The 23489-nt window shown below is 51.7% G+C and carries 19 protein-coding genes; 6 read left to right on the forward strand and 13 right to left on the reverse strand.

Annotated elements, in window-relative coordinates:
• Window positions 1-14: 14 nt before the first annotated feature.
• Complete coding sequence (locus GN242_RS20330; RefSeq protein WP_154754183.1) at window positions 15-365, reverse strand: YijD family membrane protein; 351 nt, start codon at window positions 363-365, stop codon at window positions 15-17.
• 33 nt (window positions 366-398) lie between these two features.
• Window positions 399-1040 (reverse strand): HTH-type transcriptional repressor FabR, encoded by a 642-nt coding sequence (fabR, locus tag GN242_RS20335; RefSeq protein WP_154754182.1) that lies wholly within the window; start codon window positions 1038-1040, stop codon window positions 399-401.
• A 224-nt stretch (window positions 1041-1264) separates the two neighbouring features.
• On the opposite strand from fabR, the gene sthA reads away from it, so the two are divergent.
• Window positions 1265-2665, forward strand: coding sequence for a Si-specific NAD(P)(+) transhydrogenase (sthA, locus tag GN242_RS20340; protein ID WP_154754181.1), 1401 nt, complete (start codon window positions 1265-1267; stop codon window positions 2663-2665).
• On the opposite strand, the gene oxyR is transcribed toward sthA, so the two are convergent.
• On the reverse strand, window positions 2648-3562 hold the full coding sequence (gene oxyR, locus GN242_RS20345; protein ID WP_154754180.1) for a DNA-binding transcriptional regulator OxyR: 915 nt from the start codon (window positions 3560-3562) through the stop codon (window positions 2648-2650). The two genes, sthA and oxyR, sit on opposite strands and share 18 nt — an antisense overlap.
• Before the next feature lie 137 nt (window positions 3563-3699).
• Here oxyR and GN242_RS20350 point away from each other — a divergent pair, with 137 nt between their 5' ends.
• Window positions 3700-4431: a glutathione peroxidase gene (locus GN242_RS20350; RefSeq protein WP_154754179.1), complete on the forward strand. Its 732-nt coding sequence runs from the start codon at window positions 3700-3702 to the stop codon at window positions 4429-4431.
• A 74-nt stretch (window positions 4432-4505) separates the two neighbouring features.
• Here the strand turns inward: GN242_RS20350 and argH are convergent, their stop codons facing one another.
• Genes argH through argB form a run of 3 tightly spaced genes read right to left on the reverse strand, consistent with a single transcriptional unit; the run spans window position 4506 to window position 7976 of the window.
• Window positions 4506-5879, reverse strand: a complete 1374-nt coding sequence (argH, locus tag GN242_RS20355) for an argininosuccinate lyase (protein ID WP_154754178.1) — start codon at window positions 5877-5879, stop codon at window positions 4506-4508.
• A gap of 59 nt (window positions 5880-5938) precedes the next feature.
• Window positions 5939-7153, reverse strand: coding sequence for an argininosuccinate synthase (locus tag GN242_RS20360; RefSeq protein ID WP_154754177.1), 1215 nt, complete (start codon window positions 7151-7153; stop codon window positions 5939-5941).
• Window positions 7154-7199: 46 nt separating this feature from the next.
• Window positions 7200-7976, reverse strand: a complete 777-nt coding sequence (gene argB, locus GN242_RS20365; RefSeq protein ID WP_154754176.1) for an acetylglutamate kinase — start codon at window positions 7974-7976, stop codon at window positions 7200-7202.
• 171 nt (window positions 7977-8147) lie between these two features.
• Here argB and argE point away from each other — a divergent pair, with 171 nt between their 5' ends.
• Complete coding sequence (gene argE / locus GN242_RS20370; protein ID WP_156288114.1) at window positions 8148-9299, forward strand: acetylornithine deacetylase; 1152 nt, start codon at window positions 8148-8150, stop codon at window positions 9297-9299.
• A 373-nt stretch (window positions 9300-9672) separates the two neighbouring features.
• Window positions 9673-12324, forward strand: coding sequence for a phosphoenolpyruvate carboxylase (ppc, locus tag GN242_RS20375; protein ID WP_154754174.1), 2652 nt, complete (start codon window positions 9673-9675; stop codon window positions 12322-12324).
• 69 nt (window positions 12325-12393) lie between these two features.
• Here the strand turns inward: ppc and metF are convergent, their stop codons facing one another.
• The 6 genes from metF to metB all read right to left on the reverse strand — a co-directional run bounded on the left by metF (window position 12394) and on the right by metB (window position 19921).
• Complete coding sequence (metF, locus tag GN242_RS20380; RefSeq protein ID WP_154754173.1) at window positions 12394-13296, reverse strand: methylenetetrahydrofolate reductase; 903 nt, start codon at window positions 13294-13296, stop codon at window positions 12394-12396.
• Window positions 13297-14865: 1569 nt separating this feature from the next.
• Window positions 14866-15270, reverse strand: a complete 405-nt coding sequence (locus GN242_RS20385; protein WP_156288115.1) for a hypothetical protein — start codon at window positions 15268-15270, stop codon at window positions 14866-14868.
• A gap of 48 nt (window positions 15271-15318) precedes the next feature.
• The gene (locus tag GN242_RS20390) at window positions 15319-15723 is read right to left on the reverse strand and encodes a hypothetical protein (RefSeq protein ID WP_154754169.1); all 405 of its coding nucleotides are present in this window, start codon (window positions 15721-15723) and stop codon (window positions 15319-15321) included.
• 44 nt (window positions 15724-15767) lie between these two features.
• Window positions 15768-16172 carry a hypothetical protein gene (locus GN242_RS20395; RefSeq protein ID WP_156288116.1) on the reverse strand — a complete coding sequence of 135 codons (405 nt, stop codon included), beginning with the start codon at window positions 16170-16172 and terminating at the stop codon, window positions 15768-15770.
• Between the two features lie 150 nt (window positions 16173-16322).
• The gene (locus GN242_RS20400; protein ID WP_154754167.1) at window positions 16323-18758 is read right to left on the reverse strand and encodes a bifunctional aspartate kinase/homoserine dehydrogenase II; all 2436 of its coding nucleotides are present in this window, start codon (window positions 18756-18758) and stop codon (window positions 16323-16325) included.
• A gap of 2 nt (window positions 18759-18760) precedes the next feature.
• Window positions 18761-19921, reverse strand: a complete 1161-nt coding sequence (gene metB, locus GN242_RS20405; RefSeq protein ID WP_154754166.1) for a cystathionine gamma-synthase — start codon at window positions 19919-19921, stop codon at window positions 18761-18763.
• Window positions 19922-20164: 243 nt separating this feature from the next.
• On the opposite strand from metB, the gene metJ reads away from it, so the two are divergent.
• Complete coding sequence (gene metJ, locus GN242_RS20410; RefSeq protein WP_154754165.1) at window positions 20165-20482, forward strand: met regulon transcriptional regulator MetJ; 318 nt, start codon at window positions 20165-20167, stop codon at window positions 20480-20482.
• Between the two features lie 175 nt (window positions 20483-20657).
• Here metJ and rpmE read toward each other — a convergent pair whose 3' ends face one another.
• On the reverse strand, window positions 20658-20870 hold the full coding sequence (gene rpmE, locus GN242_RS20415) for a 50S ribosomal protein L31 (protein ID WP_154754164.1): 213 nt from the start codon (window positions 20868-20870) through the stop codon (window positions 20658-20660).
• 221 nt (window positions 20871-21091) lie between these two features.
• Between rpmE and priA the strand changes: the two genes are divergently transcribed.
• Window positions 21092-23290, forward strand: coding sequence for a primosomal protein N' (gene priA, locus GN242_RS20420; RefSeq protein ID WP_154754163.1), 2199 nt, complete (start codon window positions 21092-21094; stop codon window positions 23288-23290).
• The last annotated feature ends 199 nt before the right edge of the window (window positions 23291-23489 follow it).

The following is a 23489-nucleotide window of genomic DNA, read 5'->3' on the forward strand; positions in this document are numbered from 1 at the left end:
CTGCTTTACCTTACTTAAGCGCGACGTGCGCGCCACTTCATCGCAATCCAAAGCGCCACGACCACCATCAGGATGGTTGGCACAAAGTTGGAGCCAATTTCAGGATACTCTGCCCTGACTATTGCGCTGTACACCAGGATCCCCAACAGGAAAAAGGCGGCGGCCAGCGATGGCATGCCATCCGGCATGGCACGGTTAAGATAACGTTGATGCAGGCACCAGGCAGACAGGCCCAGTGCAATAAGAGGGAAAACAGAGAATGGTACCAAAGCGCTAAACAGCGCTGAAAACGAACCATTAATCGACAGCCCGGTAAGAAACATCAGCAGCAGAGTTCCTTTATCACGGCCAGTAGCTAAATTCATTTCACCCCCTTGCGCCTGTTCCAGTAGGCTATTCTATTCTCTAGATTCCAGCGTAACCGCCAGCTTCTCCTGCTCACGACGATACCAGTAATATGCCCCTTTCGAGATCATACGCAGTTGCAGCACCAGCCGTTCTTCCAGCTGACGCCGTTGATCGACGTCGATATCCAGCGCTTCAGCGCCAGCGTTAAACACGATAATTACCATCGCTTCTGCCTGCGCCTCAGTGAAACTGCGCGGCATACGGTTTTCAATTTCAAGGTAGTCGGCCAGTTCAGCAATAAAGTGCTGAATTTCACGGGCAACGGCGGCACGAAACGCCGATGACGTACCGGATCGCTCACGCAGTAACAGCCGAAATGCATTAGGGTTATTGCCAATGAACTCCATAAAGGTAGAGACCGATGTGCGGATAACGCTGCCACCTTTAGCAATACGCTGACGCGCCTGCCTCATCAGCTGGCGTAACATCAGGCCACTTTCGTCCACCATTGTTAACCCTAACTCATCTACATCACGAAAATGACGATAAAATGACGTAGGGGCAATTCCAGCCTCCCTGGCAACTTCCCGCAAACTGAGGCTGGCAAAACTACGCTCGGCACTTAGCTGACTAAATGCTGCTTCAATAAGTGAACGCCGTGTACGTTCTTTTTGCTGCGCTCTGACGCCCATTTTTGTGCCTGTTTAGCCTGCGAGTAGGCACTATAACAAAAATTTCAGCGTACAGTGGGCCAAACTTTGTGAACGTCTGTTAGACAATGTGCCGCTATCGCGAAACATTACTTAAAAGCTTAATTCGAGGTTTGAAAGAAAACAGCACGGTTAGAATTGGGAACTGAGGCACGAGATGTTAGAATCTCGTTGTAAAATTGTTTTAGAAAATAGGACGTATTGGTATGCAACAGTCTTATGATTACGACGCCATAGTGATTGGTTCCGGCCCTGGCGGTGAAGGTGCCGCAATGGGGTTGGTAAAACAGGGGGCGCGCATAGCCGTTATCGAGCGCTACCACAACATTGGCGGTGGATGTACACACTGGGGAACAATCCCGTCGAAAGCGCTGCGCCATGCCGTCAGCCGCATTATCGAGTTCAACCAGAACCCACTTTACAGCGACCATACACGTCTTCTGCGTTCTTCTTTTGCCGATATTCTGAATCACACTGAAAATGTCATCAGCCAGCAAACCCGTATGCGTCAGGGTTTCTATGAACGTAACCATTGTGAACTGTTCCAGGGTGATGCGCGTTTTATCGATGCTAACACCATCGAAATCAAGAGCCAGGATGGCACTGTTGAGCGCCTGACAGCAGGCAAATTTGTTATCGCCTGCGGCTCACGTCCTTATCACCCGCCTGATGTCGACTTTACCCATCCACGCATCTACGACAGCGACTCCATCCTCAACCTGCATCATGAACCGGAACATGTGATTATCTATGGTGCCGGAGTGATTGGCTGCGAATATGCGTCGATTTTCCGTGGTTTGTCGGTCAAGGTTGACCTGATCAATACCCGTGACCGTCTGCTGGCCTTCCTTGACCAGGAAATGTCAGATTCACTTTCCTATCATTTCTGGAATAGCGGTGTGGTAATCCGCCACAACGAAGAGTTTGAAAGAATTGAAGGGGTGACAGATGGAGTCATTATGCATCTGAAATCCGGTAAAAAGCTGAAGGCAGACTGCCTGCTCTATGCGAACGGCCGTACCGGTAATACCGATTCACTGGGGCTGGAGAGCGTAGGTCTGGAAGCCGATGGGCGTGGCCTGCTGAAAGTTAACAGCATGTACCAGACTGCACAGCCGCATATCTACGCGGTGGGCGATGTTATCGGCTATCCGAGTCTGGCGTCAGCCGCTTACGATCAGGGGCGCATTGCTGCACAGGCGATGATAAAAGGTGAAGCCACGGCTCATCTGATTGAAGACATTCCTACCGGTATCTATACCATTCCGGAAATCAGCTCAGTCGGTAAAACCGAGCAGCAGCTAACGGCGATGAAGGTGCCATATGAGGTGGGCCGGGCGCAGTTCAAACATCTCGCGCGCGCGCAGATTGTCGGTATGAACGTCGGTAGCCTGAAAATCCTGTTCCACCGCGAAACCAAAGAGATCCTCGGGATTCACTGCTTTGGTGAGCGCGCCGCCGAAATTATTCATATCGGTCAGGCGATCATGGAACAGAAAAACGGTGGCAACACGATTGAATACTTTGTGAATACCACCTTTAACTACCCGACGATGGCGGAAGCCTACCGGGTCGCCGCGCTGAACGGTTTAAACCGGCTCTTTTAAGCGATCCATCACCACGCGCATATGCTCGCGGATTGCCTCTGCCAGCTGCTCATAACGGCCACGCAGAGGTGAACCCGGGCGGTAAACCAGTGCAATAGTGCGCTGCGGTACAGGTTTGTAGCAAGGCAGATAGCAGACGCCATCACGCACCCGCTCGTTCGGCACGGCAAGCGAAGGCAAGAGCGTGATACCGCTACCTGCCGCGACCATATTGCGCAGCGTCTCCAGACTGGTAGCGCGGAAATGGGTATCTTCATCGGCTCCCGCCTGGAAGCAAAAGCCCATCGCCTGATCGCGCAGACAGTGACCATCTTCCAGCATCAACAGTTTTTCCCCTGCCAGATCTGACATCGGTACACGATCGCGGTCATGCCACGGGTGATCGGCGTAGATCGCCAGCTTCATTGGCTCATCAAACAGCGGAACTTCAATAAATGCTTCCGACTCTTTTACCAGTGCGAGAATGGCACAATCCAGCTTGCCGCTGTCGAGCTGCGCCAGCAGCTGCTGCGTCTGCGCTTCATGCAGATACATTTCGAGTTTAGGGAAGGTCTGATGCAAGGTAGGGATAATCTGTGGCAGCAGATATGGGCCAACGGTAGGGATCAGGCCTATATGCAGCGGTCCGGACATCGCCTCGCCCTGCTGGCTGGCCATCTCTTTCAATACTTTCACTTCACGCAGCACGGTACGTGCCTGATCCACCAGCAGCAAACCGGCCTGAGTGAATAACACTTTGCGGCTGGTACGCTCCAGCAGCATCACTCCCAGCTCATCTTCCAGCTTACGAATCTGGCCGCTTAACGTTGGTTGACTCACATGGCAGGCATCGGCTGCACGACGGAAATGGCGGTGTTCTGCCAGTGAAACCAGATATTCCAGATCACGAATGTTCATCTTAATCCTCTATTTCACGATAGACCGTGACGATAGATAGCATAGCAACCAACGATTATCCCTATCAAGCATCAATAATGATAATGTGCCGGTGCCAGAACATGAGCACACCTAATTTTATAATCTTGAGGTCTTTTATGTTTGCAAGTCAGGAAGGTAAGTCTGTCCCGCAGGTCACTTTTCACACACGTCAGGGCGACAGTTGGGTCGATGTCACCACTGATGAGCTGTTTAAAGACAAAACCGTGATCGTCTTTTCACTGCCGGGTGCCTTTACCCCCACCTGCTCCTCCAGCCATCTGCCACGCTACAACGAACTGGCTGATGTATTTAAAAAACATGGCGTAGACAGCATCCTGTGCGTTTCTGTCAACGATACGTTTGTGATGAATGCCTGGAAAGCCGATCAGCATGCCGGACACATCACCTTTATCCCCGATGGCAACGGCGAGTTCACTCGCGGCATGGAAATGCTGGTCGAAAAAGCCGATCTCGGCTTTGGCCCGCGCTCCTGGCGTTACTCCATGCTGGTACGTAACGGCGTGGTAGAGAAAATGTTTGTTGAGCCAAACAAACCGGGTGACCCGTTTGAGGTATCTGATGCAGATACCATGCTGCGCTATGTAGCGCCGGAGTTTAAGGTGCAGGAGTCCGTATCGCTGTTCACTAAGCCGGGCTGTACATTCTGCGCTAAAGCCAAGCAGATGCTGTTAGATCGCGGGATTAAGTTCGAAGAGATCGTTCTGGGCCAGGATGCAACCACCGTCAGCCTGCGCGCTATGACTGGCCGTGCTACCGTACCTCAGGTATTTATCGGCGGACGTCATATTGGCGGCAGCGATGATTTAGAGCAGTTCTTCGCGGCGTAAAACAAAAACGGGATGGGCATGCCCATCCCCTACAACATTACCCAGGGGGCGGACTTGCCCGACCCACAGCGCGATTAAGCCAGACGCTGCTTCGCTTCGGTAATCGCGGCTGCTACCTGATGCGGAGAAACGCCGCCTTTCGCGTTACGTTTATCCAGGCAGGATTGCAGCGCAAGAATCGGATACACATCCTCGCCAATCACACTGCTGAACTTCTGCAAATCAGATAACTTCAGTGCTTCCAGCGCCACGCCCTGCTTGATAGCTTCAACTACCGTTTCGCCAACAATATGGTGCGCTTCACGGAAAGGTACACCTTTAGCTACCAGATAGTCCGCCAGTTCGGTGGAGTTAGCATATCCTTGTTCGGCGGCCTCCTGGCAACGCGGGCGTTTCACCTGAATACCATCCAGCACCAGCGCCGCCATATGCAGGCAGTCAGACCAGGTATCGAGTGCGTCAAACAGCCCCTCTTTGTCTTCCTGCATATCTTTGTTGTAGGCCAGCGGCAGCCCTTTCAGCGTCATGCTCATCGCGGTTAAAGCACCCTGCACACGACCAGCTTTGCCACGGATCAGCTCCAGCGCATCCGGGTTTTTCTTCTGTGGCATCAGAGATGAACCTGAAGTGACCTTATCAGACAGCTCGACAAAACCGGATTCGCCAGTGTTGAAGAAGATCAGATCTTCAGCGAAGCGCGACAGGTGAATCATGCCGATTGAGGCATCAGACAGCAGCTCCAGCACGTGGTCGCGGTCTGAAACGGTATCGAGGCTGTTACGGGTTGCAGAGGCAAAACCTAACCAGCCTGCCAGCTGCTCACGATCGATCTCATAGGCTGTTCCCGCCAGCGCCCCGCAGCCAAGCGGACTGACATCAAGGCGCTTCAGCGTATCCTGCAGGCGGCTTTCATCACGCGCCAGCATCTCAACGTAGGCCAGGCACCAGTGGGCAAACGTCACCGGCTGGGCGCGTTGCAGGTGGGTATAGCCCGGCATTACCGCATCCTGATTGGCTTCTGCGGTGGCGACCAGCGCCTGCTGGAACTGACGCGTGGCGATCAGCAATTCGCTGACCTGCGCTTTGCACCACAGTTTCAGGTCGGTTGCGACCTGATCATTACGGCTACGGCCAGTATGGAGTTTTTTACCCAGCGCTCCGACCTTATCGATCAGTTTGCCCTCCACCCAGCTGTGAATATCTTCGGCGTCGCTTTCCAGTATTTGCTGTGGATTTGCGCGCACATCTTCCAGTAAAGCATTCAGCGCCACTTCCAGCTGCTGCTGCTCATCGGCGGTTAATACATTGACCGTCACCAGCGCTTTGGACCAGGCAATGGAACCGGTAATATCCTGCTCTGCCAGACGATAGTCGAAGCGCAGTGAGTCATTGAAGAGCTTGAAACGTTGATCTGCTGCCTGCGTAAACCGTCCACCCCAAAGTGCCATGCTCAGTACTCCCTATCAGAAATCTTGTAGGGGCGAGGCGCACCTCGCCCGAAAAAATACTACTTCTTCTCGTTCAGCGCACGGATGCGTGAAGAGAGAGAGAACAGACGGATAAAGCCGCCTGCATGACGGTGATCGTACACTTCATCTTCACCGAAGGTCGCGAACTCTTCAGAGTACAGGCTGTTAGCAGATTTTTTCTGAATCGCCGTTACCTGGCCTTTATACAGTTGCAGAACCACTTCACCATTCACTTCTTCTGCCAGTGCTGCGGCAGAGGCCTGAATAGATTTACGCAGCGGCGCGAACCAGCGACCATCGTAAACCACGTAGGACATTTCCAGACCCAGCTGCTCACGCCATTTGAAGCTATCGCGATCCAGCACCAGTTGCTCAACGGCACGCAGCGCATTCACCATGATGGTGCCGCCAGGGGTTTCATAGCAGCCACGGGACTTGATACCGACCAGACGGTTTTCCACGATGTCGATACGGCCAACGCCGTGACGGGCACCGATAGCATTCAGTTTGTCCAGGCAGCCAAACGGGCTTAACGCTTCGCCATTGACGGCAACAACGCGGCCTTTCTCAACGGAAACGGTCACCTGCTCAGGCTGATCTGGTGCTTCCAGCGGATCAACGGTCCACACCCAGCAATCTTTGTTCGGTGCGTTCCACGGGCTTTCCAGCACGCCGCCTTCGGTGGAGATATGCCATGCATTTTCATCACGGCTGTAAATTTTTTCCAGCGACGCAGTAGTCGGGATATTACGTTCTTTCAGGTAATCCAGCAGAGCTTCACGGGAACGCAGGTTCCACTCACGCCATGGCGCAACCACTTTCAACTGTGGTGCCAGCGCGGTGTAGGTGGTTTCGAAACGCACCTGGTCATTACCTTTACCGGTCGCGCCGTGGCACAGCGCATCTGCGCCCACTTTAAGGGCCAGTTCAACCTGAGCTTTTGCGATAATCGGGCGCGCCATAGACGTTCCCAGCAGATAGGTGCCTTCATACAGGGCACCGGTTTGCAGCACCGGATAAACGTACTCGCTGATGAACTCTTCACGCAGATCCACCACATGACACTCTGACGCACCAGATTGCAGCGCTTTCTGCTCAACGCCTTCCAGATCGCCGCGCTCCTGGCCGATGTCCGCCACGAATGCCACGACTTCACAGCCGCCGTAGTTCTCTTTCAGCCATGGAATGATGGCCGAAGTATCCAGACCGCCGGAGTAAGCCAGTACGATTTTTTTGATGCTCTTATCTTGCATTGTCTTTTCCTTGAACTTCCCTTCATCTTCCGGGAAAGGTTTATAGTTAAGCGAGGATACGGGTGCCAATGGACACGCCGTTAAACAGGGCTGGCAGCTGTTCCGCATGGCGCCAGCTGGCAATATCAACCGGACGGCCCAGAGTACGGGCAGCGTCCAGTGCAGCGTTTACTTTAACGATCATACCGTCGGTGATCACACCGTCAGCGATCAGCTGTTCTGCTTTTTCTGCCGTCATTTCAGCGATACGCTGCTTATTAGCGTCAAGAATACCGCTAACGTCAGAGAGCAGAATCAGATCTGCGCCCAGAGTAGCTGCCAGTGCCGTCGCTGCCTGATCGGCATTCACGTTCATCAGCAGGCCATCCTGAGTAATACCAATTGAGCTGACTACCGGCAGATAACCCGCCTCCAGCAGCGTGGAGATCAGCCGTGGAGAGCCTGGCGTTGCCAGACCAACGTGGCCAAGCTCATCATCAAACTGCGCCACATTGACGCTGCCGCCGTCACCAAGACAGAGGCCCACAGCATCAATGCCATGTTTTTTCGACCAGGCCAGCAGGGTTTTGTTCGCCGTACCAGCCAGCGCACCGGTAATAATGTCAATCTGATCGGCTGGGGTCACACGCAGGCCGTTTTTCTTCTTCACCGGCAGCGCTAATTTAGTCATCAGCTCATCGACCAGGCAGCCACCACCGTGAACAATCAGCAGCGGACGTTGATGAGCAGCACGATAGGCCACCAGGGCGTCAAACAGCCGCTCCAGCGCTTCTTCGCTGTCCAGCAACACACCACCTAACTTGATAATTAACGGATTCGTCATGAAAGTCACTCGCTCACTATGAGTCATTGCGCTTCAGGGCTGCCAAAACGCCTGTTGAACTGCTACCGTGGAAGACAAAATTATCGGTTTCCATCCGGTCGTCGTTAATGTATTTTTATTCACTATTAATGCATGAATATTGATACTATCCTAACCCAAGGACTGTCAACAGTGAAGACAAAATTACCCCCTTTTATTGAGATTTACCGCCAGTTGATTGCAACGCCATCAATCAGTGCAACCGACAGTGCGCTCGATCAGAGCAATGAAACTTTAATCAATTTACTCGCTGGCTGGTTCCGCGATATCGGCTTCACGGTGGAAGTGCAGCCAGTGCCTGGTACGCGCAATAAATTCAATATGCTGGCGAAGAGCGGTAACGGTGCCGGAGGCCTTCTGCTGGCGGGTCATACTGATACCGTTCCTTTCGATGATGGCCGCTGGACGCGTGATCCCTTTACCCTGACCGAACACGATAACAAGCTATACGGGCTGGGAACGGCTGATATGAAAGGCTTCTTCGCTTTCATTTTAGATACTTTGCGTGATATTGACGTGTCAGCGTTGAAAAAACCGCTCTACATCCTGGCTACCGCTGACGAAGAAACCACTATGGCGGGTGCGAAGTTCTTCTCTGAAACGACCAGCCTGCGCCCGGACTGTGCCATTATCGGCGAGCCAACATCACTGAAACCTGTACGCGCCCATAAAGGCCATATTTCCAATGTCATCCGCATTCAGGGCCAGTCCGGCCACTCCAGCGATCCGGGGCGAGGCGTTAACGCCATTGAACTGATGCATGAGTCGATTACCCAGCTAATGGAGCTGCGCAACACGCTGAAAACGCGCTATCACCACGACGGCTTTGCGATCCCCTACCCTACAATGAACTTCGGCCATATTAACGGCGGTGATGCTGCTAACCGCATCTGCGCCTGCTGTGAACTGCATATGGATATACGCCCACTGCCGGGTCTGACGTTAAGCGATCTCGACGGGCTGCTGAATGAAGCGCTGGCTCCGGTAAGCGCACGCTGGCCTGGCCGACTAACCGTAGGCGAATTGCATCCGCCGATCCCTGGCTACGAGTGCCCGCGTGAACATCAGCTGGTGCAAGTGGTAGAGAAACTGCTGGGAACAGAAACGGAAGTGGTCAACTACTGCACCGAGGCACCATTTATTCAGGAAATCTGCCCGACGCTGGTTTTAGGCCCGGGATCAATCGATCAGGCGCACCAGCCGGATGAATTTATCGACACGGCATTTATCAAGCCAACCAGAGAGCTGATCGCCCAGGTGGTGCACCATTTTTGCCATCACTAAGTGAAAAGAAGAGGTAATAGGCAGTGAAAACAGCCGATTATCTCTGATTTCGATTATTCGGGATGATAAGAATAACTTATCTCACTCCGGGGTTGTTAAATTTCATAAATTCCCGCCACTTAGCGCCACGATGCGGGAAATTTAAGTCAATTGACGAATGGTTGTTAACGTGGCTAGATAAAAGGCTGAGTTATGCCCACAAGGGTTATTTATAGCCAAAAATAGTTGGAGTTGCAGCAGGGCGGCAAAAGAACGAGTTCCGATGAGCTTGCATAAGTAAGTGATTCGAGTGAGTGAGAGCAGTCAACGTAGTTGCAGCTTCAAAGATGACGGATATTAAAGTTACAAATACTAGAAGGGTGTCAGGGATCATATGAACGAACAATATTCCGCAATGCGAAGTAATGTAAGTATGCTCGGCAAACTGCTCGGGGATACTATCAAGGATGCACTGGGAGAGAACATCCTGGACCAGGTAGAAACCATCCGTAAGCTCTCCAAGTCATCACGTGCGGGAAATGATGCCCACCGTCAGGAATTGCTGACCACGCTGCAAAATTTGTCCAATGATGAACTGTTGCCGGTTGCCCGTGCATTCAGCCAGTTTTTGAATCTGACGAACGTGGCCGAGCAGTACCACACCATTTCACCAAAAGGTGAAGGTGCTAACCATCCCGAGTTGCTGGCCAAGACGTTTGAACGACTGAAACAGCAGCCGAATCTGACCGAAGCTGACATACGTAACGCCATTGAATCCCTGTCGCTTGAACTCGTTCTGACCGCGCACCCAACTGAAATCACTCGCCGTACACTGATCCACAAACTGGTGGAAGTGAATACCTGTCTGCAACAGCTGGATCACAACGATCTCTCCGACTATGACCATGGAAAGATCATGCGTCGCCTGCGTCAGCTGGTCGCTCAGGCCTGGCATACCGATGAAATTCGCAAATACCGTCCTACGCCAGTTGATGAAGCGAAGTGGGGCTTTGCAGTAGTCGAAAACAGCCTGTGGGAAGGTGTTCCTCACTTCCTGCGTGAGCTGAACGAACAGGTCGAAGCCGCTTTTGGCTACACTCTGCCCGTCGATTTTGTGCCGGTAACGTTTACTTCATGGATGGGTGGTGACCGTGACGGTAACCCAAATGTTACCGCTGATATCACCCGCCATGTGTTACAGCTGAGTCGCTGGAAAGCCACCGATCTGTTCCTGCGTGATATCGCGGTGCTGGTCTCTGAGCTGTCGATGTCCGAATGTACGCCTGAAGTACGCGAACTCTGTGGTAACCCGGAAGCGCTGGAACCCTACCGCGAGATTATGAAAAATCTGCGGGGCCAGCTGATGAGCACTCAGGCTTATCTTGAGCGCCGTCTGAAAGGTGAGCGTTTACCGCGCCCGGCTAACTTATTGATCTCCAACGATCAGCTTTGGGAACCCCTCAACACCTGTTACCAGTCGCTGCAAGCCTGCGGCATGGGCATTATTGCCAATGGTCAGCTGCTGGATACGATGCGCCGCGTGAAATGTTTTGGCGTTCCGCTGGTGCGAATCGACATCCGTCAGGAAAGCACCCGCCACACCGAAGCGATTGCTGAGATCACCCGTTACCTCGGCCTTGGCGATTACGAAAGCTGGTCAGAAGCCGACAAACAGGCATTCCTGATTCGCGAACTGAATTCCAAACGTCCTCTGATGCCGCGTCAGTGGGAGCCAAGCGCCGAGACCAAAGAGGTGCTGGAAACCTGTCGCGTGGCCGCAGAGGTGCCGAAAGGTTCAATTGCTGCCTATGTAATCTCGATGGCAAAAACGCCGTCAGACGTGCTGGCCGTACACCTGCTACTGAAAGAAGCAGGTATTACATACGCAATGCCTGTGGCTCCGTTATTTGAAACCCTCGATGACCTCAATAACGCTAACGAGGTCATGAACCAGCTACTGAATATTGACTGGTATCGCGGCCTGATTCAGGGCAAACAGATGGTAATGATTGGCTATTCCGACTCCGCAAAAGATGCGGGCGTGATGGCCGCAAGCTGGGCGCAGTATCAGGCTCAGGATGCGCTGATTAAAACCTGCGAGAAAGCCGGTATCACCCTGACGCTGTTCCACGGACGCGGCGGTTCAATCGGCCGTGGCGGTGCTCCAGCACATGCAGCCCTACTCTCTCAGCCTCCGGGCAGCCTGAAAGGCGGTCTGCGCGTTACCGAACAGGGCGAGATGATCCGCTTTAAATACGGCCTGCCGGAAGTCACTATCAGCAGCCTGTCGCTGTATACCGGTGCAATCCTCGAAGCCAATCTGCTGCCACCACCGGAGCCGAAGGAAGAGTGGAACAGCATCATGGATGAGCTGTCTGAGGTTTCCTGCAAGATGTACCGTGGCTACGTACGTGAACATGCCGATTTCGTGCCGTACTTCCGCTCTGCCACGCCTGAGCTGGAGCTAGCCAAGCTGCCGCTGGGTTCACGTCCGGCAAAACGTCGCCCGACTGGCGGTGTTGAGTCGCTGCGTGCTATTCCGTGGATCTTTGCGTGGACGCAGAACCGTCTGATGCTGCCAGCCTGGCTGGGTGCCGGAGCGGCATTGCAGGAAGCGATGGAAAAGGGTCATCAGGAAACACTGGAAACCATGTGTCGCGACTGGCCGTTCTTCTCTACCCGTCTGGGTATGCTGGAAATGGTGTTCTCGAAGGCCGATCTGTGGCTGGCGGAATACTACGATCAGCGCCTGGTAGACAAATCACTGTGGGCGCTGGGTAAACAGCTGCGCGATCAGCTGGAGTCTGATATCAAAGCGGTACTGACTATTGCCAACGATTCCCATCTGATGGCCGACCAGCCGTGGATTGCCGAATCAATTGCGCTGCGTAACGTCTACACTGACCCACTAAATGTGCTTCAGGCCGAACTGTTACATCGTTCACGCCAGCAGGAAGCCGCCGGGGCAGAGCCAGACGCCCGCGTTGAGCAGGCATTGATGGTAACAATTGCAGGTGTTGCGGCGGGAATGCGTAATACCGGTTAACCTGGTTACAACACAAAAAAAGGACGCGTAAGCGTCCTTTTTCGTATGGTTAGGCTACCGGGCTAATTGTCAGACAGCTACCGATGCTTCCGGGCGCACACCCAGGGTATGACAGATGGCGTAGCTCAGTTCGGCACGGTTCAAAGTGTAGAAGTGGAAATCTTTTACCCCTTCGCGGCTGAGGATTTTCACCATATCCATCGCCACATTAGCCCCGACCATTTTGCGGGTTTCCGGATCATTATCCAGCCCTTCAAACATGCTGGTCATCCAGCCCGGCACACGCACGTTAGTCATGGCCGCGAAACGCTGTAGCTGCTTGAAGTTTGACACTGGCAGAATACCAGGGACGATCTCAACATCAATTCCGGTCGATACACAGCGGTCGCGAAAACGCAGGTAGCTTTCCACATCAAAGAAGAACTGGGTGATAGCGCGATTAGCGCCGGCATCAATTTTACGCTTCAGGTTGATCAGGTCAGCCTGCGCGCTTTTTGCCTCTGGATGTACTTCTGGATAGGCCGCAACAGAAATATCAAAATCCCCCACCTCTTTCAGCAGCGCCACCAGGTCAGCACCGTACATATCCGGCTTGCCGCCACCCGGTGGCAGGTCACCACGCAGTGCCACAATATGACGGATCCCATTGTTCCAGTAGTCCTGGGCAATAGTGCGCAGTTCATCACGGGTAGCATCAACACAGGTCAAATGTGGTGCCGCTTCCAGACCGGTACGATCTTTAATGCCTTTAATAATGCTGTGAGTACGGTCGCGCTCACCGGAGTTGGCACCATAGGTGACCGAGACAAACTTAGGTTTCAGGCTGCTAAGACGATCGATGGAGCTCCACAGGGTATCTTCCATTTCACTGGTGCGCGGCGGAAAGAACTCAAAGGAAACGTTAATTTGCCCGCTGATTTCGGCAAGACTCTGGTTCAATGCTTCGCGCTGGTTTGCGTGGAAAAAACTCATACCCGTTACCTCATCGATCGCTACATAAAATGGCTCACCGCCTTACACGTCTATCCATTTAGACGTCCAGACATTCAAAATGACCCAAATTGGTTAATCAGTCAACAGATAAATGATGACCTGCCGTGACAAATTCTCACTGAAGTTGAAAGAAATTCATGATGTGACAATCCAGCTAAGTAAATATTTACCTTTGTCATTATTTGTACAATATAAACAACGAGTTACAGGAAAATCTTTTTCTACCAATATCGCTGTTGCGAAAAAAACATCATTGGATCACTAAATTATAGCCGCTTCTTTTACGCAAAAAGAAAATTGTGCACATCACTTAGATTAAATACCATAAAACAATAAATTGGTTATCATCATTTAAAATACAATTGACAATTAAAAAATAAATCAATCTCACATATTTAAATCCGCTGTGTTATTTAAAACACTCAAAAAACAACAATTATGGACTATGTATTATATACTTTTTAAATTGCCCCGCCATAATATATACACTTCATTGAACCATCACGTATAATTTCAATAAATAAGTTTTAACCAACTAAAGCCTATGGAAGTACTATTGACCACTGGTAGTTATACTGTAGAGAGTTAGAAGTTATTATGAATGTGTAAAACAAGCCAACCTATACAATGAAGATAATTTAATCGCCACAGTTGCACCGAAAAAAAATGAAGTTGATCGAAATGGCAAGGAAAAATCTCGGCAATCTGGTTCATATAATTAATACGACGGAAAAGCTGAGAGAAAAGATACAGCTTCAACTATGGCGAAGCTATAAAACCATTGATAATCCTCCCAGAACCCATCATCACTCAATGTTCTGAGGAGGATTTTTTTATCCTCTGAATGACATCCACCGCACTAACACTACCAATAATCGACGTATCCCAGCTATTTTCGTGTTTTATCGATTGAGATGGGGAGGCTAAAGCTTTTAATATTTTCCTAAATTAGCTCATTATTTTATGCAAAAGACTTCGTACCAAAATGGGAGACTAAATCTCCACCCATGAAGCTATTCCTTGGCGGTACCTCAGTTTACAAACTAAAAGCAATTATTTATGATCATAACTATATTTATAACGGTGATTAGTCAGTTTCAATCATCGATAGCCTGGGGCGGGCTAATTTTGTACCAGCGCATTCTTAACCTAAGTATCGATAGCTTCATGGTGGTTATGATGCTTAAGCCTTCAGATCGGGAACAAATAAAAAACTTATACCATACAGAAAATAAAGAAATTATAAACATCACCAGGCCGCTAGCTATACCATTAGAGTAATAAGTATATAAAACAATAAAAGAAAACAGAATGTACATCCAGAAAAAACCGCGACTGCATATTTCTGCGATAAGTAGTATAAACCTGTCAAATGACTCATCCTCAGTGACTTTCTGTATACGCCCGTAGACAATACGTTTTTTACTCAGATACTGCGTTTTCAGTCTTAACAGCTCTCGCAGCGTAAAGCTGTTGGTTAAAATCAGTTTTCTTGCATCCATGCGGGATCCTTTTTTTTTAAAATTAATGATGAATCTAAAAATAATTTCAATCATCCATAATCTGTGGCGGACTGATTTTGTACCAGCGCATTCTTAATCTGAGAGTTGATAGTTTTATAGCGATTGTTACATTCAACCCTGCGGCCCTTGCACAGTTAAAAAAATTATAAAAAACAGGGATAAAACAGATCACAAACATGACAGCCCCGCCAAAAAAACCTTCTTCCAGATAAGTTAAAATAGTTATAACAACACTAATACCACATAAACCAAAAAATCCACGACTGCATATTTCTGCGATAAGTAGTATAAACTTGTCAAATGACTCATCCTCAGTCACTTTCTGTATACGCCCGTAGACGATACGTTTTTTACTCAGATACTGAGTTTTCAGTCTTAACAGCTCTCGCTGCGTAAAGCCGTTGGTTAAAATCAGTCTTCTTGCATCCATGCGGTTACCTTTTTTTTTGAAAAAAACAATAATAAAACTAAAGAAGTGTTAATCATCCATAATCTGCGGCGGACTGATTTTGTACCAGCGCATTCTTAATCTGAGCATCATTAATTTTATTATAATTAAAATACTTAAATTCGTACTTTTTGCCCTACTAAAGAGATCATAAAGAATAAAACCAAGAAAGAAGAAAAATAGTATCCATCCGCCGTTAAAACCTTCATCGAAAAAATGACCAAAAAACATAAAAAAAACCACTCCGTGCACTAAAAAAAATGCACCACTGGATAAATCAGAAGTTAACAGAATAAACCTGTCAAACGACTCATCTTCAGTCACTTTCTGTATACGCCCGTAAACGATACGTTTTTTACTCAGATACTGAGTTTTCAGTCTTAACAGCTCTCGCAGCGTAAAGCCGTTGGTTAAAATCAGTTTTCTTGCATCCATGCGGGATCCTTTTTTTAAAATTAATGATGAATCTAAAAATAATTTCAATCATCCATAATCTGTGGCGGACTGATTTTGTACCAGCGCATTCTTAATCTGAGCAAGGCTAATTTAATGACAATAACAAAACTCAATCTTGAAACTTTCACCCTATAAATAAAAGCTACAAAACCATAAAAAAGACAAATAGAAAGCATTAATAAACCTGCTTTTTCATCATCCGTAAAAAATGTACCTACCGTAATAAAACATAAAGTAAAATTAAAAATAAAATATCCCGAACTTGATAGATCAGCAATCAGCAGAATAAATTTGTCAAACGACTCATCCTCAGTCACTTTCTGTATACGCCCGTAGACGATACGTTTTTTACTCAGATACTGAGTTTTCAGTCTTAACAGCTCTCGCAGCGTAAAGCCGTTAGTTAAAATCAGTTTTCTTGCATCCATGCAGGTTATTCCCTTAAAACCAAAAAAGTCTTTAGGGATATTCTAGCGAAAATGAGGATATTTTACAGCGAGGAAATAATTGAATAAGACTATCATTTAAACGGGATTCTGCTGCCGCTTCCCGGCGGCAGAATCCTCTGTATTACTGATTTACAGCAATTGCGCCAGGCGGTTCAGATCCGACTGAATTGCTCCGGCGGTGACGTCGCGCCCCGCACCAGGCCCACGGATAACCAGCGGGTTATCCCGATACCAGCGGCTTTCAATGGCAAATACGTTATCGCACGGCAGCAGAGCCGCCAGCGGATGATCGTCGCGCACGGCTTCCACACCAACGCGAGCTTTGCCGTTGGCATCGAAGCGCGCCACATAGCGCAGCAGCAGGCCCAGCTCCTGCGCCGCCTCGAAGCGCTGCACCATCTGCTCATTCAGCTCATCGGCGTTTTCAAAGAAATCATCCACCGATCCGGACTGGTAGCTAGCCGGCACCAGCGACTCCACGCGTACCTGGTCGGGTTCAATGTCGTAGCCCGCCTCGCGCGCCAGGATCACCAGCTTACGCATCACATCCTGACCGGAAAGATCGACGCGCGGATCGGGTTCAGTCAGCCCTTGCTGCCATGCCTGCTCCACCAGCTCAGTAAACGGCACCGTGCCGTCGAATTGCAGGAACAACCAGGATAGCGTGCCGGAGAAAATACCGCTGATCGATAAAATACTGTCGCCGCTTTCACGCAGATCGCGCACCGTATGGTTCACCGGTAGCCCGGCTCCCACCGTAGCGTTATATAGCCAGTGACGCCCGGTCTTGGCAAAAGCATCGCGGATCTGGCGATAGCTGTTGCTGCTTGACGCACCAGCAACCTTATTCGCACCAATAACGTGAAAACCATAGCTGGCGAAATCAAGATACTGTGCGGCGAGAGTTTCACTGGCAGTGACATCCAGCACCACCAGATCGTCAAACGGATGGGCACGCATCCACAGGAACAACGACTCTTCATCCTGCTCCACGGCTTCATCTTCAAAGAAGGCCAGCGCACGGCTGGCATCCAGCCCGTCATAACTCAACAAACTGCGGCGGCTGTCCACGACCCCGGCAAGAATAAATTCAAACCCGGTACGGGCAGAAATCGTCTCCTGCTCGCGTGCAAACAGCTCTAGCCAGCGGGAACCGATATTGCCTTTGCCAAACAGTACCAGGCCCACCTGCTTTTCAGCACGGAATAACGTCTGGTGCAGACCACGAACCAGATGTTCTGTCGGCCCGACGCGCAGCACCGCCACCAGGCTAATGCCCTCCTGCGACTGACAGATAAACTCCACCGGCTGGTCTTTCATCTGCTGCCAGAAACGGTGGCTGTGCAGCGGATTACGGCAAACACCAGCCCCTACCATCGCCACCATTGCCATGCCTTCCCGCAGCTGTAAGCGACCCGGCAATGCCGCATCCTGTAGCAGAGTCAGCGCGCTGTTGACCACTTCCGAGGTGTAGCAAAGCTGCAAAAGGTTACGATCAGGATGGATGCCCGTCGCCAGCGGACGAACCTGGGCACGCAAGAGTAGCTGATCGATATCTTTATGCAGTGAGGCAAAATCATGCTGCGCAGGCACCTGAAACTCAATCAGACAGACATCATCATGGCTGGTGACAATTCGCGCCCCAGTGCCTGATGCCAGTACGCGTTCAATGCGCGTGGAACCCTGCTCCGGCTGATAGCTGCAACGCAGCTGTAAATCGATATCGCTGCCGGAAACGGGCTGTAAAGTACGCGTATGCAGTACCGGAGCCGCCAGTCGAGCCAGCTCACTGGCTTCATCCAGACGCAGCAGCGGCAGCAGGCAAGCATCTTTTACTTTACGTGGGTCAGCGCTGTACACCCCGGCAACATCACTCCAGATGGTGACGCGGGTCGCCCCGGCCAGCGCACCGATCTCCGTCGCCGAGTAGTCACTACCGTTGCGTCCTAACAGTACCGTTTCACCTGCATCATTGGCGCAGATAAAACCGGTCACAACTAAGCGTTGCGCCGGACGCTGTGCCATCAGCTGCTGCAACAGCGGCTGAGACTTTGCCTCATCCACCTGCGGCTGCGCGGCACGTTCGGCACGTAAGAAATCGCGGGCATCCAGCCAGTCGGCATGAAGATCGCGCTGATTCAGCACCGCTGACATTAGCCGTGCCGACCAGATCTCACCGTGACCCACAACCTGCGCATACACCGCATCGGTGATAGTGCCATCCAGCAGAGCGGCCAGTTTTTCGAGGTCATGAATAAATGCAGCAGTCAGTGGCTCGGCCACCGCTGGCGGTAACAGACTGCTAATCAGCTCACTTTGATAACGACGCAGCGCCTGCTGCACCTGGTGCGCAGATAACCGGTCGCTCTGGCTCAGTTTGAGCCAGTTAATCAGCTGGTTGGTGGTACTGCCTGCCGCAGAGACGACCATCAGGTCACCGGGCTGGCTGTACTCTGCCATGATCCCGGCAACACGCTGGTAGCATTTGGCATCGGCCAGGCTACTGCCACCAAATTTATGTAACTGCCGTGAACTGTCTGCCCCTGCCACTGCTGAATAACTCATGCTTACCTCTTGGCCGCGATCCGGAACGCATTATCCAGATCGGCGATTAAATCTTCGTGATCTTCAATTCCTACCGAAACACGCAGCAGCGTTTCCGAAATTCCCGCTGCCGCCCGTGCTTCAGCAGACATGCCTGCATGTGTCATCGTCGCAGTATGAGAAATCAGGCTTTCAACGCCACCCAGCGACTCCGCCAGGGTAAATAATTCCAGCGCTTTCAGGAAACGACGCAGCGTCGCTTCATCACCGTTCAGCTCAAAACTTAGCATGGCGCCAAAGCCTTTTTGCTGACTTACCGCAAACTGATGGCCGGCATTTTCCGGCAGCGAAGGATGATACAACTTTTTCACCAGCGGTTGTTGTTTCAGGTAATCGACAATCGCTAATGCATTACGTTGGGCGGCCGCCATACGCGGGGCCAGAGTACGCATTCCGCGCAGCAGCAGATAGCTGTCGAACGCGCTACCGGTTACACCAATATTGTTCGCCCACCAGGCAAGATCGATGGCATGCTGCGGGTCTTTGGCAACCACAGCACCTGCCACAACATCAGAGTGACCGTTAAGATATTTGGTACATGAGTGAATCACCAGGTCAGCACCCAGCGCCAGCGGATTTTGCAAGGCCGGGCTGAGGAAAGTATTGTCCACTACGCTAATCGCGCCTGCCTCTGCCGCCGCCCGGGCGATGGAGACAATATCCACCACACGCAGCAGCGGATTGCTTGGGCTTTCAATCAGCACCAGCTTTGGTTTCTCGGCCAGTGCTGCCTTTAATGCTGCTTCGTCACCCTGGTCGACAAATTTCACGCGATAAGCGCCACGCTTACTCAGGCTGTCAAACAGACGGTAGCTGCCGCCATAACAGTCATGTGGTGCCACCAGCAGGTCGCCAGGCTTAAGGAACACGGTACACACCAGATGAATGGCGGACATGCCCGTATTTGTCATCACCGCACCAGCGCCCCCTTCCAGCTCCGCCAGCGCACGCTGCACCACATCACGCGACGGGTTGCCACGGCGTGAGTAGTCATGAGCGCGCGGCTCATTGAAGTCGGTAAAGTTATAGGTGGTGGAGAGATGGATGGGTGGGACGACGCAGCCATATTGCTCGTCATCATTCAAACCGCTACGTACTGCGATAGTTGCCTGTTTACGCGTCATGGTGCATTGATTCCTGCTGGTAAGGTAAAAGAATAGTGATAGAGTAAACAGCAGGGAGATAGACGTCAATACATCTGGACATCTAAATGTCTTAGCGTATAGATTGAGCAATGAATGAATAACCGTTAGAATTATGTCGATATATCCCAGAGAAAGTTGTGCCATCCCGGTGTGGTGGACATCGACTTCGGGCATAATTGGCCAAATTTCGGTATTTCTAATTAAATATGACTAAGGTAACTCATGGCTGAATGGAACGGCGAATATATCAGCCCTTACGCTGAACACGGTAAAAAAAGCGAACAGGTTAAAAAGATTACGGTATCCATTCCGTTGAAAGTATTGAAAATTTTGACCGATGAACGCACCCGCCGCCAGGTTAATAACTTGCGCCATGCCACCAACAGCGAACTGCTGTGTGAGGCATTCCTGCATGCATTTACCGGCCAGCCTTTACCGGATGATATCGACCTGCGTAAAGAGCGCAGCGACGAAATACCGGAAGAAGCAAAAACGATCATGCGGCAGATGGGCGTCGATCCTGATACCTGGGAATACTAGAAACCCGGTTATCCGCTCAGGCATCTGATGAAAAATCAGGTGCCTCATCTGCCCGTGTTCCTGAACGCCCTCTGCATATGACAGACGCCGTTCCCCGGGCCGCAGACATAAAAAAACCCAGCCAATGGCTGGGTTTTTCTTACATCCGAAACGTTTACCGTCTCTTACAGGGTGCTTATTTAGCGCCTGGGATGCTGAAACGCTTGTTGAAGCGATCCACACGACCACCGCTAGCAACATCACGCTGCTTACCGGTGTAGAACGGGTGGCAGTTGCCGCACACGTCCAGGTTCAGGTCGCGACCCACGGTAGAGCGGGTTTTGATTTCGTTACCGCAAGAACATTTAGCAGTAATTTCAACGTAATTCGGGTGAATACCTTTTTTCATGGGAAAACCTCAGTTAAGGCCGTGTCGCTCTCCCGCGCCAGGATTTCTCCTGCACCGGCACCACACGAAGATTAATAGTAATACTTCACGGTATTGGTACCAAAAAGCTGTACCAACGGCGGCGAACTATACAGAAACTAAACAGCCGCTGCAATCGGATCCGCACATTCCCGACGACTCAGTGTACACTTACTGGCCCTGTTTTTCACCCGGATGAATCCATGCCCGTTGTTCAGGTCGCGCTACCCGTTCCGCTTGCCCGCAACTTTGATTACCTGTTGCCTCCACATCTCAGCCACGCTGTGCCTGGAGGACGGGTCAGTGTGCCTTTTGGCAAGCGTAAAGCGATCGGCGTGGTAGTGAAGATTGTAGAACATAGCGACTTCCCGCTCGACCAGCTAAAAAGCGTACATGAGGTGCTGGATAGCGATTCACTCTATCCTGCGCCCCTGTGGCACATCCTCCTTTGGGCTGCCGACTATTATCACTATCCGCTGGGGGAAGTGCTGTTCCACGCTATGCCTGTCCTGCTGCGTCAGGGGAAAGCAGCCGAAGAGGCCCCGCTATGGCAATGGTTAATGACGGAAGAAGGTAAAGCCACCGCGCCGGAAAGCCTGAAACGCGCCCCGAGGCAGCAGCAGGCGCTGGCGGCGCTGCGTAGCCGCGGGCTTTACCGCCATGAAGTCAGCCAGCACGATATTACCGAGGCCACACTGCAAGCCCTGCGCGCCAAAGGTCTTTGTGAGCTGCGCCCGCAGCCCCGTGCCCGCCAGGACTGGCGAGAAAATTATACGGTCAATGGCGAACGCCTGCGGCTGAATACGGAGCAGGCAACCGCAGTCGGTGCTATCCGCAGCGCTGACGACCATTTCTCCGCCTGGCTGCTGGCGGGGATTACCGGATCGGGTAAAACCGAAGTTTACCTCAGCGTGCTGGAGAATATTCTCGCCAATGGCAAGCAGGCGCTGGTGCTGGTACCGGAAATTGGCCTGACGCCACAAACCATTGCCCGTTTTCGCGAGCGTTTCAGCGCACCTGTTGACGTACTGCATTCCGGGCTAAACGACAGCGAACGCCTCGCCGTCTGGCTGCGGGCGCGCAGCGGCGAAACGGCCATTGTGATTGGCACCCGCTCCTCGCTGTTTACGCCGTTTGCCCGCCTGGGGGCGATCATTATTGATGAAGAGCACGACAGCTCTTACAAACAGCAGGAAGGCTGGCGCTATCACGCGCGCGACCTGGCGGTGTTCCGCGCACGTCAGGAAGATATTCCCATCGTAATGGGATCGGCGACTCCGGCACTGGAAACCCTGCACAATGTCCAGTCAGGTAAATATCGCCAGCTTAACCTCAGCAAACGCGCCGGGAACGCCACCAGGGCTACGCAGCTGCTGGTGGATCTGAAAGGCGTCAAGCTCCAGGGTGGCCTGTCTCCGATGCTGATTAAGAAAATCGGCCAGCATCTCAAGGCCGATAATCAGGTGCTGCTATTCCTGAACCGCCGGGGTTTCTCACCCACTTTACTGTGTCACGAATGCGGCTGGATTGCCGAATGCCAGCGCTGCGATCGTTACTACACACTGCATCAGCACCAGCGTCAGCTGCGCTGTCATCACTGTGACAGCCAGCGCCCCGTGCCGCATCAGTGCCCACAGTGCGGTTCGACACATCTGGTACCGGTCGGGCTGGGCACCGAACAGCTGGAGCACAATCTCGGCTCGCTGTTCCCCGACGTACCGCTAACGCGTATCGACCGTGATACCACCAGCCGCAAGGGTGCGCTGGAGCAGCAGCTGGCGGAAGTGCATCGCGGCGGCGCGCGCATTCTGGTAGGCACACAAATGCTGGCAAAAGGTCACCACTTCCCCGACGTCACCCTGGTGTCATTACTGGACGTCGATGGCGCACTGTTTTCTGCCGATTTCCGCTCTGCGGAGCGCTTTGCCCAGCTATATACTCAGGTTGCGGGCCGCGCAGGGCGTGCCGGTAAGCAGGGGGAAGTACTGTTGCAGACCCACCACCCGGAACATCCACTGCTACAAACCCTGATGCATCAGGGCTACGATGCTTTCGCGCACCAGGCTCTCAGCGAAAGGAAGAGCGTATTCCTGCCGCCGTTTACCAGCCATGCCCTGTTCCGTGCAGAAGATCATGATAACCAGCAGGCCAGCCTGTTCCTGCAACAGCTGCGCAATCTACTGGAAGCAAGCCCGCTAAACAGCGAATCCTTCTGGGTGATGGGCCCGGTTCCGGCGCTACAGGCAAAACGCAGCGGCCGTTATCGCTGGCAGCTCCTGCTACAGCATCCTTCACGCGCAGTTCTTCAGCGTCTGATTAAAAGCAGCCTGCCGCTGGTATCAACCCTGCCACAGGCGCGCAAAGTGAAATGGACGCTGGATATTGACCCGACGGAAAGCTGAGTGCGTAACCGGTTGCCTGGCAAAGATGCGTACCTGATCGAAAAAAGTCGCACAAGTCACAATTTTTATGCAAATTAAGTAACAGCAACCCCGCATATCTGTTAAGAATGCGGGGGGTTACCACCGAAGCGATATTAGCGGTACCGAACGATAAAACTGTCTTACGTTGTTCAGGTCAGCTCAGGGGCTGGCGTGCAGG

The organism is Erwinia sorbitola (genome assembly GCF_009738185.1).
GTDB classification, from domain to species: domain Bacteria; phylum Pseudomonadota; class Gammaproteobacteria; order Enterobacterales; family Enterobacteriaceae; genus Erwinia; species Erwinia sorbitola.

Excerpts from the sequence above, each read along its gene's own strand:
- GN242_RS20330 (WP_154754183.1), bottom strand. The coding sequence starts at position 365 with ATGAATTTAGCTACTGGCCGTGATAAAGGAACTCTGCTGCTGATGTTT.
- fabR (WP_154754182.1), bottom strand. The coding sequence starts at position 1,040 with ATGGGCGTCAGAGCGCAGCAAAAAGAACGTACACGGCGTTCACTTATT.
- sthA (WP_154754181.1), top strand. The coding sequence starts at position 1,265 with ATGCAACAGTCTTATGATTACGACGCCATAGTGATTGGTTCCGGCCCT.
- oxyR (WP_154754180.1), bottom strand. The coding sequence starts at position 3,562 with ATGAACATTCGTGATCTGGAATATCTGGTTTCACTGGCAGAACACCGC.
- GN242_RS20350 (WP_154754179.1), top strand. The coding sequence starts at position 3,700 with ATGTTTGCAAGTCAGGAAGGTAAGTCTGTCCCGCAGGTCACTTTTCAC.
- argH (WP_154754178.1), bottom strand. The coding sequence starts at position 5,879 with ATGGCACTTTGGGGTGGACGGTTTACGCAGGCAGCAGATCAACGTTTC.
- GN242_RS20360 (WP_154754177.1), bottom strand. The coding sequence starts at position 7,153 with ATGCAAGATAAGAGCATCAAAAAAATCGTACTGGCTTACTCCGGCGGT.
- argB (WP_154754176.1), bottom strand. The coding sequence starts at position 7,976 with ATGACGAATCCGTTAATTATCAAGTTAGGTGGTGTGTTGCTGGACAGC.
- ppc (WP_154754174.1), top strand. The coding sequence starts at position 9,673 with ATGAACGAACAATATTCCGCAATGCGAAGTAATGTAAGTATGCTCGGC.
- metF (WP_154754173.1), bottom strand. The coding sequence starts at position 13,296 with ATGAGTTTTTTCCACGCAAACCAGCGCGAAGCATTGAACCAGAGTCTT.
- GN242_RS20385 (WP_156288115.1), bottom strand. The coding sequence starts at position 15,270 with ATGGATGCAAGAAGACTGATTTTAACCAACGGCTTTACGCAGCGAGAG.
- GN242_RS20390 (WP_154754169.1), bottom strand. The coding sequence starts at position 15,723 with ATGGATGCAAGAAAACTGATTTTAACCAACGGCTTTACGCTGCGAGAG.
- GN242_RS20395 (WP_156288116.1), bottom strand. The coding sequence starts at position 16,172 with ATGGATGCAAGAAAACTGATTTTAACTAACGGCTTTACGCTGCGAGAG.
- GN242_RS20400 (WP_154754167.1), bottom strand. The coding sequence starts at position 18,758 with ATGAGTTATTCAGCAGTGGCAGGGGCAGACAGTTCACGGCAGTTACAT.
- metB (WP_154754166.1), bottom strand. The coding sequence starts at position 19,921 with ATGACGCGTAAACAGGCAACTATCGCAGTACGTAGCGGTTTGAATGAT.
- metJ (WP_154754165.1), top strand. The coding sequence starts at position 20,165 with ATGGCTGAATGGAACGGCGAATATATCAGCCCTTACGCTGAACACGGT.
- rpmE (WP_154754164.1), bottom strand. The coding sequence starts at position 20,870 with ATGAAAAAAGGTATTCACCCGAATTACGTTGAAATTACTGCTAAATGT.
- priA (WP_154754163.1), top strand. The coding sequence starts at position 21,092 with ATGCCCGTTGTTCAGGTCGCGCTACCCGTTCCGCTTGCCCGCAACTTT.